General features: G+C 69.6%; 15 protein-coding genes. 11 read left to right on the top strand and 4 right to left on the bottom strand.

Features of this window, described 5'->3' with window-relative positions:
- The first annotated feature begins 133 nt into the window (after nucleotides 1-133).
- Both ACQPWU_RS16170 and ACQPWU_RS16165 read left to right on the top strand, forming a co-directional pair.
- Entirely contained in the window at nucleotides 134-2611 is a 2478-nt protein-coding gene (locus ACQPWU_RS16170) for a hypothetical protein (protein WP_433440744.1), read from the top strand.
- Nucleotides 2612-3051: 440 nt separating this feature from the next.
- On the top strand, nucleotides 3052-3267 hold the full coding sequence (locus tag ACQPWU_RS16165) for a hypothetical protein (protein ID WP_433440742.1): 216 nt from the start codon (nucleotides 3052-3054) through the stop codon (nucleotides 3265-3267).
- Between the two features lie 411 nt (nucleotides 3268-3678).
- Here ACQPWU_RS16165 and ACQPWU_RS16160 read toward each other — a convergent pair whose 3' ends face one another.
- Together ACQPWU_RS16160 and ACQPWU_RS16155 are read right to left on the bottom strand one after the other, a co-directional pair.
- On the bottom strand, nucleotides 3679-4812 hold the full coding sequence (locus ACQPWU_RS16160) for a C39 family peptidase (RefSeq protein WP_433440740.1): 1134 nt from the start codon (nucleotides 4810-4812) through the stop codon (nucleotides 3679-3681).
- A gap of 525 nt (nucleotides 4813-5337) precedes the next feature.
- Complete coding sequence (locus ACQPWU_RS16155) at nucleotides 5338-5922, bottom strand: TetR/AcrR family transcriptional regulator (RefSeq protein WP_433440738.1); 585 nt, start codon at nucleotides 5920-5922, stop codon at nucleotides 5338-5340.
- A gap of 86 nt (nucleotides 5923-6008) precedes the next feature.
- Here ACQPWU_RS16155 and ACQPWU_RS16150 point away from each other — a divergent pair, with 86 nt between their 5' ends.
- The 6 genes from ACQPWU_RS16150 (at nucleotide 6009) to ACQPWU_RS16125 (ending at nucleotide 11723) form a co-directional block, all read left to right on the top strand.
- On the top strand, nucleotides 6009-6974 hold the full coding sequence (locus ACQPWU_RS16150; protein WP_433440736.1) for an oxidoreductase: 966 nt from the start codon (nucleotides 6009-6011) through the stop codon (nucleotides 6972-6974).
- Nucleotides 6975-7000: 26 nt separating this feature from the next.
- Complete coding sequence (locus tag ACQPWU_RS16145) at nucleotides 7001-7408, top strand: hypothetical protein (RefSeq protein WP_433440734.1); 408 nt, start codon at nucleotides 7001-7003, stop codon at nucleotides 7406-7408.
- Nucleotides 7409-7500: 92 nt separating this feature from the next.
- Nucleotides 7501-8085, top strand: coding sequence for a hypothetical protein (locus ACQPWU_RS16140; protein WP_433440732.1), 585 nt, complete (start codon nucleotides 7501-7503; stop codon nucleotides 8083-8085).
- Nucleotides 8086-8134: 49 nt separating this feature from the next.
- A complete protein-coding gene (locus ACQPWU_RS16135; RefSeq protein ID WP_433440730.1) occupies nucleotides 8135-9694 on the top strand; it encodes an alpha/beta fold hydrolase in 1560 nt (519 codons plus the stop codon).
- Nucleotides 9695-9798: 104 nt separating this feature from the next.
- On the top strand, nucleotides 9799-11280 hold the full coding sequence (locus tag ACQPWU_RS16130) for an MFS transporter (RefSeq protein ID WP_433440729.1): 1482 nt from the start codon (nucleotides 9799-9801) through the stop codon (nucleotides 11278-11280).
- Nucleotides 11277-11723, top strand: coding sequence for a MarR family winged helix-turn-helix transcriptional regulator (locus ACQPWU_RS16125; protein WP_433440727.1), 447 nt, complete (start codon nucleotides 11277-11279; stop codon nucleotides 11721-11723). Before ACQPWU_RS16130 ends, ACQPWU_RS16125 begins: the two co-directional genes overlap by 4 nt.
- 117 nt (nucleotides 11724-11840) lie before the next feature.
- On the opposite strand, the gene ACQPWU_RS16120 is transcribed toward ACQPWU_RS16125, so the two are convergent.
- Nucleotides 11841-12512: a hypothetical protein gene (locus tag ACQPWU_RS16120; RefSeq protein ID WP_433440725.1), complete on the bottom strand. Its 672-nt coding sequence runs from the start codon at nucleotides 12510-12512 to the stop codon at nucleotides 11841-11843.
- Nucleotides 12513-12715: 203 nt separating this feature from the next.
- Here ACQPWU_RS16120 and ACQPWU_RS16115 point away from each other — a divergent pair, with 203 nt between their 5' ends.
- A complete protein-coding gene (locus ACQPWU_RS16115; protein ID WP_433440723.1) occupies nucleotides 12716-13006 on the top strand; it encodes a hypothetical protein in 291 nt (96 codons plus the stop codon).
- A gap of 93 nt (nucleotides 13007-13099) precedes the next feature.
- Here ACQPWU_RS16115 and ACQPWU_RS16110 read toward each other — a convergent pair whose 3' ends face one another.
- Complete coding sequence (locus tag ACQPWU_RS16110) at nucleotides 13100-13702, bottom strand: CGNR zinc finger domain-containing protein (RefSeq protein ID WP_433440721.1); 603 nt, start codon at nucleotides 13700-13702, stop codon at nucleotides 13100-13102.
- Between the two features lie 64 nt (nucleotides 13703-13766).
- On the opposite strand from ACQPWU_RS16110, the gene ACQPWU_RS16105 reads away from it, so the two are divergent.
- Both ACQPWU_RS16105 and ACQPWU_RS16100 read left to right on the top strand, forming a co-directional pair.
- Complete coding sequence (locus ACQPWU_RS16105) at nucleotides 13767-14156, top strand: RidA family protein (protein ID WP_433440719.1); 390 nt, start codon at nucleotides 13767-13769, stop codon at nucleotides 14154-14156.
- Nucleotides 14157-14212: 56 nt separating this feature from the next.
- Entirely contained in the window at nucleotides 14213-14665 is a 453-nt protein-coding gene (locus ACQPWU_RS16100) for a hemerythrin domain-containing protein (RefSeq protein ID WP_433440717.1), read from the top strand.
- The last annotated feature ends 170 nt before the right edge of the window (nucleotides 14666-14835 follow it).

Genomic DNA, 14835 nt, shown 5'->3' with positions numbered 1-14835 from the left:
GTTCACAAGGTTACGGTCAGGACCGGAATCGAGCACAAACGAACACACCGCGGAGGTGGCGCGTGCGAATTCCCGTGGAGGGTCCATTAGCTTGGCCGATCCGGCAGCATGCCCGCACGAGAGGTGACGGCGCGTGAGCCGGGCCCTGCGTGGGGCGGTGGCGACGGCGTTCCTGGCGGCGCTGCTCGCGGTGCCGTTCACGCCGACATCCGCCGCAGACCTGCGGATCGTCAACGAGGGCTTCGACGAGGGGCTGACCGGCTGGAGCGGCTCGCACAGCCCGGGTGGCGTCGACGCCGTGGTCTGGGACGGGCGCACCACGGCGCGCGTGACCGACGCCGACCCGGCTGCCGCCTATGGCAGGGAGAGCATGCCGGGCCTGCCCGCCACGGCGGGGACTCGCTACACCCTGCAGGCCCAGGTCTGGGCCGACAGCGGCACCGCGTACCTGTATCTGCGCTTCAGGGATGCCTCCGGCAACCTGCTGGCCGGCGGCGCGAACGCCCCGGCGACGGGCAGGCGCTGGAACCGCGTCACGACCTCGGGCGTCGCGCCCACCGGCACGGCCACCGTCTCGGCCCTCATCTACTCGGGTGTGGCCGACGTAGGCACCGCCTACTGGGACGAGGTGCTGATCACCAAGGACGTGACCGATCTGGGCGTGCAGATCGACAGCAGCGTGCCCAACGCCACCACCTTCGCGGGCGGCAGCGCGTACGCCCTCTACACCGGCACCGCCGACGCGAACCCGCAGCTCGCCGTGATCGACGTGGCCACCGAGAAGGTGACCCAGAAGATCACCATTCCCGACAGCGCTGCCACTCCCACCGTCGGAGGCTGGGCGGCGGCCACCGCCACCGACGGCAGCGTCTACCTCGGCACTTACCCCAACTCCAAGCTCTACCGGCACATCCCCGGCCAATCCACGGTCACCGACCTCGGGCGGGCGGAGGGCGGTTACTCGTTCATCTGGGACCTGGAGCCGGGAGCGGGCGGGAAGGTGTACGGCGGCACCTACAACGACGGCCGCTACTTCAAATACGACAACGGCACCTTCACCACGATCGGGAGCGTGCCCATCGTGGCCGGCGCCCAGTACGTGCGCAGCCTCGCCCACGACCCGGCCGCGAACGCCACGTACCTGGGGACCGGCACGAACGCCGCGCTGATCAGGTTCGACAACGTCACGGGGCAGGTGGACAGCCTCCTTCCGGCGGCCTACGCGCACAACTCCATGGTCGGCGGGCTCACCTGGACGGGGGGCAGGGTGTTCGCCTGGATCGACCGCACGCTGCTGGTTCTGCGCGTCGCGCGCAACGCCGACGGCTCGTACACCGCCGCCACCGACGCCGCGATCACCGACGTGGACCTGCACCACTCGCCGGCCCGCGACGGCAAGGTCTGGTTCGTCAAGGAGGGCCTGCTGCACTCCTACGACGTGGACACCAGGTCCGTGCAGGCGACCTCCGTCCAGCCCGGGCTCGACGTCACCGGCTACACCTGGGCCGATGGCACGCTGGTCGGCCTCGGCGCGGCCGCGGACGGCACCAGGATCTTCAAGTACGAGCCCGCGAGCGGCCGCTGGAGCAGCAGAGTCGTCTCCGGCACCCCGGTCCTGCCTGCCGCGATCAACGCGCTCGGCACGGGGCCGGACGGCCGCATCTACACCGGCGGCTACCTGACCGGCGGCACCGGCGTCTACGACCCGCTGCGGGGCGACGGCGACGACGGCCGGCCGGACACGCCGACTCTCAACGGGCTCAACCAGACCGACAGCCTGCTGGCCCACGACGGCCTGCTCTACATCGGCGTCTACCCCTCGGCCAGACTCTACAGCCACGACCCTGCGAGCCCCTGGCCGCCCACGCTCAGGTACACCGGCGGCGAGGCGGGCGACAAGGCCGACGACTGCGAGCCGGGTAAGGGCCCGCCGCCGCAGGACCGGCCGTACGCGCTCGCCGGCGGGCCGGACGGCACCGTCTACATGGGTACGGTGCCGAAGTACGGCAAGCGCAGCGGCGCCCTCACCGTCTGGAAGCAGGGCACGGCCGGACGGACCCTGTGCGTGGTGGCGAACCAGTCCGTCGTCTCGCTGGCCTACTCGGGCGGCAAGCTGTTCGGCGGCACCTCCACACGCGGCGCCCTGGGCGTCGACCCCGTCTACGCGCCGGGAGCGTCCGCCACGCTGTTCTCCTACGACCCCGCCACCGGTGCCGTACGCACGCATCCGCTCCCGCTGACGGCGCCCAAGGCCGTCACGGCCCTCACGGCGGTGGACGGCGAGCTCTGGGGCCTGGCGGGCGGTTCGCTGTTCACCCTCGACCCGGCCCGGCCCGAGCAGATCACGGCCACACGACTGTTCCCCGACCCCGACTACGCCACCAAGCCCAGCCTGGCCTGGCGTGACGGGGTGCTGCTGACCGTGCCCCAGGACCCCCTTCGCGTGTACGGCACGGCCGGCGACCAGATCTTCACGATCGACAAGTCGACGAAGGCGCTGACCGTGCTGCTGACGGTCCCGGGGATGGAAGGGCTGACGGCCGACGGCTTCGGCAACCTCTACTACAAGATCAACGAGCGCCTGTACCGGCTCGCCCTTCCCCGGCCGTGAGGAGAACCTCTCCCTATTTCGGCCTGAACCGATATGACATCGGCGAGGGCTCATCGTCTGTATACGCGACAGGCTGAAGGCGAAGGAGCCGGCGCGGGCCCGGCACTGCTGCATTGCGTCCGGGAATGCTCACATGTCCCGCCCTTTGTGGCGATCGTCGAGGTGTTCCCCTCATCCGAGGAGCGCTATGCCCACGTTGGAAGCAGCGGCAGCCGCGGCGGCGAAGGCCGTTGCCCAGAGTGCTGTGCAGGAATGGTTGTCGGTCCGCTCCTTCCCCGGTCGAGCGGAATTCGGACCTGACAGCCTTGATCAGGAGTGAGCTTCCGATCGCCTGGTCAGGCGCAGCTTCCAGCGCCAGATGGAGGCGATCGCCGACGGAGTGGACCGACGGGACCCTTGTCGAGCGGGAATACGGCGGCCTGTCCGATAACGACAGGTGCGTGGTGCGCATCCTGCAGCAGCTTCCGCAGTACCTGCCGAGGCTCGCCACCGAGCTGCTCGGCAGGACGGCCCAGCTCGACGAGCTGGGCAGGCAGGTCTCCACGGTCCCGGCCGGGCTACCCGTACGGACATTGGATGCCCCGTCGGGGGCTCAGGACGACGCTGAGTTCGAACGGCGGCACCTCGAACACGACGCTCCGACAGCGCGCAGATAGCGACCACAGAGGGCGAAGGCGACGACGGTCCAGACGGTAACGTTCGGCGACAAGTGGGGCCTGAGCTCACTGGCGATCACGGCGGGCGTAGATCCACGTGCCTTCCTGAACCGGTCGATCTCGCCGACCGGCCGGCCCGGGGCGGCCAGCTTCTCCAGCGGCACCGGCGCGGCCTCGAAGTTGGCCGACCGCTCCTCGAAGCGCCCGAACTGCCACCGCCTGAGGAACATGAAGGCGGGGATGGGACCAGCAGCACGGCAGGTTGCGGCGGTGATGGCGGGTTGGACGGATCGCGCGGACCCGCTTCCCAACGCCGCCATCGCCCTGTACGTGAGCACCAGCGGCGTCAGCCTGCGAACCGATGGTATGCCACGTCGTGTCCGGCCTACCCGTGGGTGATACGGCTGGGTCTCATGACGAGATCGCCCAGGCGCTGTCGCTCAACTCCGCTCCCAAAGCCGCGTGGAAGAACTGGTCCATGGTGAGATTCTCTTCTCGCGCGGTACCCGGGTCCCACACCTTGAAGTTGTCCGGTACCCACGGCCAGAAGCCCGGCTCCGACCACTGGTGGCCGCCGAATCCATGGATGACGATGTAATGCCGATAGCTGCCGGGGGCGTCGGGAGACCAGGGAAGCTGGCCGGGTTTGACCAGCACCGCCACAGGCCTGCCCCGCGACAGCGACTTCACGACCACCTCCAGGCCTCTGATACTGGGCAGTCCGCTGGCGGCAACCTCATAGTCCTTGTAGGGAAAGTCCTGGGGCACGTACGCGTTGAGGCTGCCTTTCATCATCCACGGCATCGTCCCCAACGCGGTGGTCTCCATCTTGTCCGCCAGCGTGGACTGCGGGGGCGCGGAGATGCCCATCGTGGCGATGATCGTCTGGGCGGCGGCGGGCCCGCACCAGTTCCCCTTCTCCTGTTCCTTGCCCGACAGTTGCATGTCCAGGGCCCGGATGGGCGTCATCCATGCGCCGGCGATGCCCACGTCGGCATCGGCCACGACGTACGTTCGCCTGAGGGCGGTGAATCCCGTGTAGCAGGCCCGGCTGGCGTTCGTGGTCATAGTAGGACACGAGTCGGTGATGGTCGGGCCGCCGTCGCCGAACGCGAGCCGCAGGTTGACCTGGAAGTTCGTGTACGCCCCCGGGTTGATGAAGGCGACGGCGCGCACCTGCGTGCGAGCGTCGTTGAACTCCAGGCACACCTGGTAGGCGGTTCCGTTGTACGTCCGGGTGGCGCTGCAGGTCCGGTTGGCCGAAGAGGGATACTCGTGCCAGATTCCGGCCTGAGCAGGAAACGCCGGCACGGCGACAAGTGCGACGGTCGCTCCAGCGAGGAGCGAGAGTAACGCCGACAGCAGTCTTTTCACAAGCTCACATCCTTGACGGTCATGGATCGCGCCTTTTCGGCCATGACCGTAACGTTCTGCACAGGAGTGGTCAATAGCGGACTCGACCATCGGCCGAGGACGCCGATCATCGAGCGCGGCATCCGGGCGCGGGCGACCGGAGCCGAGATGCAGGTCGAGGCCATCCTTCACGTCCAGGGGCGAGACTCGCGCAGGGCGGCACTGGAGGCGATCCCGTTCTGGACAGCGACGCGGAAAAGGGCGCGTTCAACACCTGGAAGGGGTTTCCCCGACCTTACTCCGTGCTATCAGATGGACAGCGGATCAAGGGCTTGACGAAACTTGCACAGAAGATCACACTATCGATCGTCTACGAGCGCCATGGACGATACAACCGCTCTTGTGGTGACGATTCAGTTGTTCATCGTTCGGCCCGAGGGATCCGAAACTTTACGGCCCCATCCGTTATTCGGGCATGCCAACTGTGGTGCTCCCGCATCCTCCGTCGTTCGCTCGGCCCATTTCGGAGGTCACATGCGGCTGGTCAAAGGCGTCACCGTCTCCTTATCCGCATTCATCGTCTGCCTGACGCCCCTCGTCCCGGCGTCAGCCGGCCAACCCGCCGGCATTCGAGAGCATCGCGCCCTGACCTGCAAGAAGAGGTCAACAACCCCAGATAACTATGGGGTTGACGGGTCCCGTAGGGGATGACGGGAGTCAGCGGGCGCCCGCGACGTCCGGACCAGTGGAGTGGGGGGTGGTGGCGCGCAGGCCGGCGGAGGCTATGGCGATCATGCGTTCACGGGCCTCCGGGTCGAGGGCGTGGCGTTCACGGGCGAGGCAGCCGACGATGAGGGCTTTCACGTCGGCGATGGTGACGTCCGGGCGTACCGCGCCCGCCTGCTGCGCGCGCATGAGCAGGTCGCGCTCGACCCCGTCGAGGTCGGGCTCGGTGCCGGAGGCCGCCGCCTGGATGTCGAACCCGTCGCCGCTGAGCGCCTCGGCCAGGCCGCGGTTGGCGGCGGCCTGGCCGACCATGTAGGCGAAGAAGTCGAAGAACGCAGCGCCGGGATCGCGGGTCGCGGCCAGGTTGGTGGCGCGCTCGACGATCTCGGTGACGCGTTCCAGCACGATCGCCTCGTACAGGGACTCCTTGGTGGGGAAGTGGCGGCTGACGGTGCCGGTGCCGACGCCGGCGCGGCGGGCGATCTCGGCCACCGGCACCGACAGCCCTTCGTTGGCGAACGCCTCCATGGCGGCCTTGAGCACCCGCTTGCGGTTGCGTTCAGCGTCGACGCGCATGGAACCACCTTCCCACTCGACAACCGGGATGGCCGTCCCGTATCTTTCTAGGCGGGACGACCATCCCGATTATAGGAGGTTTCCGCATGTCCGACCCTGCCTGGACCACCGCCGACGTGGGCGACCAGCGCGGCCGCATCGCCCTGATCACGGGCGCCAACTCCGGCATCGGCTTCGAGACGGCCAAACTGCTCGCCGAACACGGCGCGACCGTCGTGCTGGCCTGCCGCGACGAGGCCAAGATGAGCGAAGCCGCGAAACAGCTGAGAAGCGCCGCCCCGCGAGGCGAGATCGCTACGCTCGGACTCGACCTCGCCTCGCTGGCCTCGATCCGCGCCGCAGCCGAAGCCTTCCACGACCGGCACGCCCGGCTGGACCTGCTGATCAACAATGCGGGGCTCATGATCCCCCCGTACGGCAAGACCGCCGACGGCTTCGAATCCCAGTTCGGCGTCAACCATCTCGGCCACTTCGCCCTCACCGGGCTGCTGCTGGACCGGCTACTGGGCACCCCCGGCTCGAGGATCGTCACGATCAGCAGCAACGCCCACCGGCGGGGCACCATCAACTTCGACGACCTACAGGCCGAGCGCCGCTACCACCCGATGACCGCCTACGCGCAGTCCAAGCTGGCCAACCTGCTGTTCACCTACGAGCTGCAGCGCCGCCTGGCCGCCGCCGGCACCGGCACGATCGCCGTGGCCGCCCACCCCGGCGCCGTCCGTACCCGCCTGTTGCGCCACAGCCCGTGGCACTTCCGGTTCGTCGTCCACCCCCGCGCCCGGATGCTGTTCTCCTGGCTCATCCAGGACAAGGACACCGGCGCCCTGCCCACCCTGCGCGCCGCCACCCACCCCCGCGCCCGCGGCGGCGACTACTACGGCCCCGACGGCTGGAACGAGTTCACCGGCCGCCACCCCGTGCCAGCGCGCTCCACACCCCGATCGCACGACGCCGACCTGCAACGACGGCTGTGGCAGGAGTCCGAACGGCTCACCGGCATCCGCTACGACCTCGCGACGACCGGCATCGACGCGCCGACCGCCCCATGACCGCTCGTCTCATGACCGCGCGTCTCATGACCGCGCGTCTCTGGCTGCGAATCTCCGCGGTCTACCTCGGGCTGCTCGGCCTGGCCTCCCTCCTCGCCCCACAGGCCGCCGCCTCCGGGCTCGGGCAGCCCATGACGCCGTTCGACATCTTCGCCGCACGCACCGTCGGCGTGATCCTCATCGCCTTCGCCGTCGCCAACTGGTCGACTGGCATACGGTCCGCCACCGGGACGGTGCTGGCCAACGCTCTGCTCAACGCGGCCCTGGCGGCGCTCGACGCCCTCGCCATCCTCGACAAGACGATCAGCGCCGGCAGTTGGGGAGGCATCGCCGCCCACCTCGTGCTCCTGACCGCCCTCCTGGTGCACCTGTTCACCGCCCGCGCCGCCACCGGCGCGACCGCACCAGCCGTCCCGTCGGAGGAAGGAGCCTGACCCGTCGCGGATTCTCCCGTGGCATGTGCCCGGGTAGGTCGCCTGGCAGGTGGCGCGCTCGGGGCGTGCAACCGCCGGGGAAGTGAACGACGATGAGCCAGGACAGCACGCAGGCTGAGACCGCGCGCACCATGAGGCTGCCGACCCTGATGGCGATGGTGATCGGCTCGATGGTCGGTGTCGGCGACTTCTTCGACTACCTCCGCGACGAGCAACGGCTTCTGCTGAAGCCGGCCCAGCTTCCGGCCGAGATCGCCCTCTGCGAGGAGCGTCCGGAGGCGGACCGAGCCGAGCCGGCTGCCGCTGCTCAGCGCCGCCGCGATGCTCATCATCGACGAACTCAGCTTCGCCGGCAGCCTGCTGGACGCCCTGTGCTACTTCCTCCAGCTGGTCATGGCCCTGATCGCCCGCTTGGCGGGACCGGCCCCGCCAACGCCGTTCTTACCGGTGCGGGCGCGGCCGCCACCAGAAGCGAGCCGGCGCCACCGGCCGGGCCTGGAGTTCAAGCTGTCGACGCGCAGGCCGCCGTCCTCCCGGGACGGATCGTCCGCTCCGTCCATCTCCCAGCGGCTCCACTCGTCCTGGATGACCGGGCCGTCACCGGCGGCATCCCGGCCTACGTCGCGTGGCTGCTCACCGATCTGCTCGTGAGCGTTGATCGGCGATCATCCTCATAGAACTCATAGAAACGGCAAGGAAACAACCGCTGCTCTACTACTGGTCCGCATGACGTACCGAACTTCACTGACGGCACTGGCCCTGGCGCTGGCCGGGTTGGTGGCGCATCCTTCCGCGGCGGGCGCCACCGCTACCGTCGGCGCGAGCGCGAGCCCCCGCGTATCTTCCGTGCAGTGGAAATCCTGCCCGGCCTATTCCGATGAGGTGATCCGCAGCCTGGGGGTGACGGAGGACAAGGTCGCGGCCTTCCGCTCCTTGATGAAGCGCCTGGAGTGCGGGACGGTCAGCGTCCCGCTGAACCACCGTGACCCCACCGGGCGGAAGATCGACGTCGCGGTGACCCGGCTGGCCGCGACGGACGAGGCCCACCGGCTCGGCGCCATCGCCGTCCTGCCGGGCGGGCCGGGCAACAGCGGATACCTGGACCCCGTCCTGCGGGCCGCGCTCAGGAACGAGGAGATGGCGGGGCTCAACGAGCGATACGACATCATCGGCTTCGACCCGCGCGGGGTCGGGTACAGCACCAAGGTCGCCTGCCCCACCTCGCCTGTAGGCCCGCCGGAGCCCGGCACGCTGACCAAGGAGGCGGCCAGGAAGATATACGACGCCCAGGTCGCCGCCAACCAGAAGTGCGGAAGCTCCGACCCCGCCTTCCTCGGACAGCTCACCACCGAGAACGTGGCCAAGGACCTGGACCTGGTACGGACCGCGCTGGGTGAGAGCGAGCTCAACCTGCTCGGCTTCTCCTGGGGCACCTATCTGGGCATGGTGTACCGCAGCCTGTTCCCCGGGCACACCGGACGGGCCTTCCTGGACAGCGTGGCGCCGCCGTGGACCCGTATTGACGAGCACGCCAAGGACAGCGCGGAGGCGGCCGAGCGTAACTTCGGGCGCATGGCCGCCTGGCTGGCCCGCCGCGATCAGATCTACGGTCTCGGTGCCACCGCTCGGCAGGTGCGCGAGGAGGTGGCGAAGCTGGTCCGCGCGTACGACAAGAGCCCCAAGACCTACACCGACCTGCAGCGGCCCATCGACGGCTCTTCCGTCGCCGACCTGGCCAGGCGCAACTCGACCGAGTGGGCGCGCGCGGGCAAGGCGCTGGCCGAACTGCGGAAGGCGACGGGCAGCACCGCCCCGCCCACCGTCAAGGAGCTGCTCGGCGCTTCGATGATGGGAACGCCCGCTCCCGGCGCGCCCGAAGCACTGAACATGACCATGAACTTGGCCGTCGCGTGCAACGAGGACAGCAGCCGGGCCGGTTTCGACACCGCCTGGCGTGCCTACCAGCAGCTCGTGAAGCGCCATCCGGCGACCGGCCGGTCCTGGGGACTGCCTGTCATGTGTCCCGGCTGGCCGCTGCCGGTGCAGCAGGCCACGTTGAAGCGGGGCAGCGGGTCACTGGTGCTGGCGGGACACCTGCACGAGTTCATGTCCGTCTACGACTGGACGCTGCAGACGCGGCGCGCCATCGGCGGCACCGTCTACACGGTCGCCGACGACGTGCACGTGTCGACCACCCGGGTGCCCGAGTGCGCCGCCGACGTGGTGCGGTACTTCGAGACGGGCCGGATCGGCAGAGGTTGCGAGGGCAGCGCAATCCCGAGCTGACCACCGGTTTCCGGCCGCAGCGGTGCAGGGCGATCAGGCCGCCGCCGCATCGGACCCGAGGGGCCTTCGGACATATCTTTTAGTTATGCGAATATAATCGTTATATGCCTATAACCAGCAGGGTGCCCGCCCCGCCGGCGTCCGCCCTCGCGCTCGGCCCCCGCCAGCGGATGCTCGTCCTGGCCATCTGCTGCATGAGCCTGTTCATCGTCGGCCTGGACAACACGATCGTGAACGTCGCACTGCCCGCCATCCGCCGCGACCTGAACGCCTCCGTCTCCGGCCTGCAGTGGATCATCGACGCCTACACGGTGGTGCTGGCGAGCCTGCTCATGCTGGCCGGCTCGACCGGGGACCGGATCGGCCGTCGCCGCACGTTCCAGATGGGGCTGGCGCTGTTCACGCTCGGCTCGCTCATGTGCTCGCTTGCGCCCGGTCTCGGCTGGCTGATCGCGGCGCGGGCGCTGCAGGCCGTCGGCGGCTCCATGCTCAATCCAGTCGCCATGTCGATCATCACGAACACCTTCACCGAGCCACGCGAGCGGGCGCGGGCCATCGGCGTGTGGGGCGGCGTGGTCGGCGTCAGCATGGCGCTGGGCCCGCTGGTCGGCGGCTCGCTGGTGGGCTCGGTCGGCTGGCAGGCGATCTTCTGGATCAACATCCCGGTGGGGCTGGCCGCGTTCGTGCTGTGCGCGCTGTTCGTGCCGGAGTCGCGCGCGCCGCGCCCGCGCCGGGTGGACCCGGTCGGGCAGGTGCTGGTCATCGTGCTGCTGGCCACCCTGACGTACACCCTCATCGAGGCGCCGGAGGCCGGCTGGGGGTCGCCGCGGACGCTGGGCGGCTTCGCGGTCGCGGCGCTGGCGCTGGCCTGCCTGCTGCCGTACGAGTTGCGCCGCGCCGAACCCCTGATCGACCTGCGCTTCTTCCGCAGCACGCCGTTCACTGGCGCCACCGTCATCGCCGTGTGCGGCTTCGCCGCGCTGGGCGGGTTCCTGTTCGTCAACACCCTCTACCTGCAGGACGTGCTGGGCCTGTCCGCCCTGCACGCCGGGCTCTACACGCTGCCCATGGCCGGGCTGACCGTGGTCTGCGCGCCGCTGTCGGGCCGGATCGTCGGGAACGCCGGAACTCGCGTCCCGTTGCTGGTGGCCGGGGCCACCATGGCGGCCAGCGGCCTGATCATGACGGGGCTGTCGGCGGACACGCCGACCTGGCGGCTCATGGCCGCGTACGTGCTGTTCGGGCTGGGCTTCGGCATGCTGAACGCGCCAATCACCAACACCGCCGTGTCCGGCATGCCACGCACCCAGGCCGGGGTGGCCGCGGCCGTGGCCTCCACCAGCCGCCAGATCGGCCAGTCGCTCGGCGTCGCGGTCATCGGCTCGCTGGTCACCTCGGCGGTGTCCGGCCCGTTCGCCACCGGGTTCCCGGCGGCCAGCCACGTCGGCTGGCGGATCGTCGCCGGGTGTGGGCTGGCCATCGTGCTGCTCGCTATTCTGACCACGACCGGCTGGGCCCGCCGCAGCGCCGCCCGTACCGCCGAACGGCTCGCCCACGCTCCCGACAGAACGGCGGACGCCTCATGAGCGACACCCGCGACCAGGAGGCGGTGGCCCGCGTCTGGGCCGCCATGTACGACCTCGTCCTGCGGCAGGAGGACCGCCGCAAGGAGGTGGCCGAAACGCTCGGCGTGAGCTTCTTCCGGGTCAAGGCGCTGCGCCGCCTGCTGGCCGGGCCGATGACCATGCGGGAGCTGACCGCCGACCTGTCCACCGACAAGCCGTACACCACGCTGATGGTGGACGATCTGGAGCAGCGCGGCTACGTGACCCGCAGCGTCTCCCCCGACGACCGCCGCAGCAAGATCGTCGCCCTCACTCCGGCGGGGACGGCCGCCGCCGAGGCGGCCGAGCGCATCCTGACCCGCCCGCCGCGCTCCCTGCTCGCCCTGGATCCCGGCGACCTGGTCGCCCTCGACCGCATCATGGCCAGGCTCCGCGCCCCGGAGGAGTCCGCGCGACGGTTATGAGCCATCGGCTTCCGCCCGGTGGGATCCCGGTGGCTCTGGAAACGCGAAATCCCGCCCGGTTGAGATGATCGGACGAGATCCCGTCGACTTCCTTGGCCTCCTGCAGCGGCGGCGTCGTTATCCGCCGCAGTTGCCCCAGCTCTGGCGCCCGCCCTGGGCCACGGCCGGGTCGTGCCCGTTCGCCTTGATGGTGCCCCGGAACTTCACGCAGGCCTGCTTGGCCCAGTACTTGACCGGTCCCGCGTAGTACTTGTAGTTGCCGCTGTCCCGGCGCACGGTCGGGTCCTGCTTCGTGTCCTTGATCGCCTTGGGCATGACGGTGAGCTCGGCGCTCATCCGGGTCTTCGCACCGACGAAGCTGGACTTGATCGTGACCACGCAGTTCTGCTGGGTCTTGCCGTTGTAGAGCAGGTAGACCGTGCCGTACCGGCGTCCGCTGGGCGTCGAGACGGCCTTCGTACCGCCGGAGACGCGGCCGAAGCCCGCCCCGCAGATGCCCTCCGGGCTGCGTGCGGCAGCGGCGTTCGCCGGGGTCGCCAAGACACCCCCATGCAGAGCGCCGTCGCGAACAGGATTGCCTTGCCAACGGTGACGTCCCACCTGCGCCGCCAGCGCCACCCGGGCCTGCTGTTCGCGGGTGCCGGCGCCGATCCGTTCAGACATCACGCTGAGTATCGACAGGATCGCGATGGTTCCCACGATCACGAGCAGGCCGAGCCGGACGTCGGCCATGCCCAGCGCGACCGCCGTGATCAGCACCGCGACCAGTGAGCTGATCAGCAGCGGCACCACCTCGATGATGTCCGCGGTCTGGTCGGCGTCCTCGGCGGCGACCCGAGGCCCGGACGCATGACGATCCAGGCCATGAGCTCCTCCCCGTACTTCTCGTCGGGCACGCGACCGGCCTCACCCTGGCCTTCAGACATCTGCCCGCCCTGCTCCTAGGGGCATTCGCCGGGGTCATAGCCGATCGGTGGGACCGTCCAGGCATCATGATCACCACCGACCTCATGCACGCCCTGGCGATCTCCGTGGTACTCCTGGCCCAAACGCCCGAGACGACCTGGATCATCTACGCGGCGTCGCTCGGCCAAGGCACCGCCGCGGTGATCTTTCGCCCAGCCGCCCAAGCGCACACCCCCGCCGTCGTGGGCGTCGGCCCACTACTCAGCAGCGCCAACGCGCTCGGCGCCTTCACCACGGGGGTGGTCGGACGCCGGCGGGTGAGACGCCCCAGCACCGCACGGCCTGAACTGAGGACTCAAGGCCCGGAACGGGCATAGGCGTTCACTGGGCACCTCCCGGCCTGCCGCCACGAGGCCCTCGATCGGCTCCATGGGATGTCATTGGGATAACACGCCGCGCTTGAGGCTGTGTCACGGGTCCGTGGTCTGCCGGGCGCGTAGAGCCCGGAGCTTGTGGCGGTTGCCGCAGCGCTCCATCGCGCACCAGCGCCGGGCGCCGGGACGAGACGTGTCGACGAACACCAGCGGGCAGTTGTCGCTCGCGCACTCGCGGATGCGCCCGGAGAGCAGCCCGGACAGCAGTTCGATCATCTCCCGCGCCAGCGTCGACAGCGCTTGCGTCGCGCGTACCGGCGGCGTCCACCCCGCGGTTGTGCCGTCGGCGGCGAGTTCGGGGATCAGCGGCGCCGCGGCCGCGGCCCGGTTGATGGTCGCGACCGCCACGGCGGGGAGGGGGCGGCGCGCCGCCCGGGCGTGCGCCGCGTCCCAGATCGCCTGGCGGAGGGCCTTGGCCGAGGTCAGCTCGCGGGTCGTCACGGGGACCGTCATGACCGCGGCCAGCGGCGGCTGGGCCAGCCATTCGCCCAGGTCGGCAGGCTCGTGGAGGGTCTCGAATACCGCGTACTGGCCTTCGCCGCCCGTGTGGGCGAAGTCCAGGCAGACGGCGCCGGCGTCGAACCGGAACGACCCTCCCTTGGGGTCGTGCAGCACCCGTCCGGTTGCGTTCGCTCGCATGAAACCACTATAACCGGTGTCAAGAAACCACTATTACTGGTTTCATCGTCGGAGGAGGCAACACATGGGTGTACGGCACATCAACCCCGATGGACTCCATCGCAGCCCGGCCTTCAGCCAGGCCGTCGTGGTCGAACAGCCGGCGAAGACGATCTACGTCGGCGGGCAGAACGGCGTCGGCGCCGACGGCAAGGTCGTCGGTCCCACGGTCGGGGAACAGGCCAGGCAGGCGTTCCGCAACCTCGCGACCATCTTGGAGAGCGAGGGGGCGAGCCTGGCGAACATCGTGCACTGGCGCATCGCCGTGCTGGACGGCCACACGTTCGACGAGGGTGTGGCCGCCTTTCAGGAGGTGTGGAACCGGGCCGACCCACCGCCGGCCATCACGGTCCACGTCGTGGCCGGCTTGGGCCCCGGGTTCCTCGTGGAGATCGACGCCGTCGCCGTCGTCTGACGCCCCAAGGCCGGAACCATCCACCGGTCGTCGGGTTGGCCCGGTTTTGATGCTGGGTGCGACCCGACCGCGACGTGCTCTGGCCCGTCATCGTGCGCTCGGCCGGCTCCGAGGTGGACCTGAGCGAACTGAGCGACGACCACGCCCAGCTCGACCCGCTGCTGAAGGAGATCGCCACCGCCGCGGCCGGGCTCGGCAAGGAGCAGTCGGCGGCCGGACGGATGGCCAGGTCCCTCGCCACCCTCTTCGACGAACACATCGAGGAGGAGGAGCGACTGCTCGTCCCTGTCATCGCGGAATACGTATCGGAGAAGGACTGGGAGGCGGCCGAGGACGAGGTGCGCAAAGGCGGCGACATCGGCTCCGACCTGCCGCGGATCGGGCAGTATGCGCGGCCGGACGAGCCGGCCGAGCTGCGGAGGCCGGCTGGGCCGCTGCCGGCGATCCTGCTCAGGCTGCTGAACCATGGACACCGGCGCCGCCAGCGCCTCATCTTCGGCACGGCGTGAGCCGCGGCGCTGGGCGTGGAGGAGTTCGTCCTGTCCGGCTGGCCGCATCTGGAGGAGGCGTACCGGGTGAGCGAGTACGTGCTCCCCCGCCTGAGACGCGTCACCGTCTTCCTGAACCCGTCCTTCTACGGCTTTTCTAAGGTTCGCCGACGGCGCGGTGAAGGTCGGCC

Origin of the sequence: Nonomuraea sp. CA-141351 (assembly GCF_050944675.1) — a bacterium.
Classification (GTDB): domain Bacteria; phylum Actinomycetota; class Actinomycetes; order Streptosporangiales; family Streptosporangiaceae; genus Nonomuraea.
This window is presented reverse-complemented; position numbering and strand designations above follow the sequence as displayed.

Excerpts from the sequence above, each read along its gene's own strand:
- ACQPWU_RS16155 (WP_433440738.1), bottom strand. The coding sequence starts at position 5,922 with ATGCGCGTCGACGCTGAACGCAACCGCAAGCGGGTGCTCAAGGCCGCC.
- ACQPWU_RS16150 (WP_433440736.1), top strand. The coding sequence starts at position 6,009 with ATGTCCGACCCTGCCTGGACCACCGCCGACGTGGGCGACCAGCGCGGC.
- ACQPWU_RS16145 (WP_433440734.1), top strand. The coding sequence starts at position 7,001 with ATGACCGCGCGTCTCTGGCTGCGAATCTCCGCGGTCTACCTCGGGCTG.
- ACQPWU_RS16140 (WP_433440732.1), top strand. The coding sequence starts at position 7,501 with ATGAGCCAGGACAGCACGCAGGCTGAGACCGCGCGCACCATGAGGCTG.
- ACQPWU_RS16135 (WP_433440730.1), top strand. The coding sequence starts at position 8,135 with ATGACGTACCGAACTTCACTGACGGCACTGGCCCTGGCGCTGGCCGGG.
- ACQPWU_RS16130 (WP_433440729.1), top strand. The coding sequence starts at position 9,799 with ATGCCTATAACCAGCAGGGTGCCCGCCCCGCCGGCGTCCGCCCTCGCG.
- ACQPWU_RS16125 (WP_433440727.1), top strand. The coding sequence starts at position 11,277 with ATGAGCGACACCCGCGACCAGGAGGCGGTGGCCCGCGTCTGGGCCGCC.
- ACQPWU_RS16115 (WP_433440723.1), top strand. The coding sequence starts at position 12,716 with ATGATCACCACCGACCTCATGCACGCCCTGGCGATCTCCGTGGTACTC.
- ACQPWU_RS16110 (WP_433440721.1), bottom strand. The coding sequence starts at position 13,702 with ATGCGAGCGAACGCAACCGGACGGGTGCTGCACGACCCCAAGGGAGGG.
- ACQPWU_RS16105 (WP_433440719.1), top strand. The coding sequence starts at position 13,767 with ATGGGTGTACGGCACATCAACCCCGATGGACTCCATCGCAGCCCGGCC.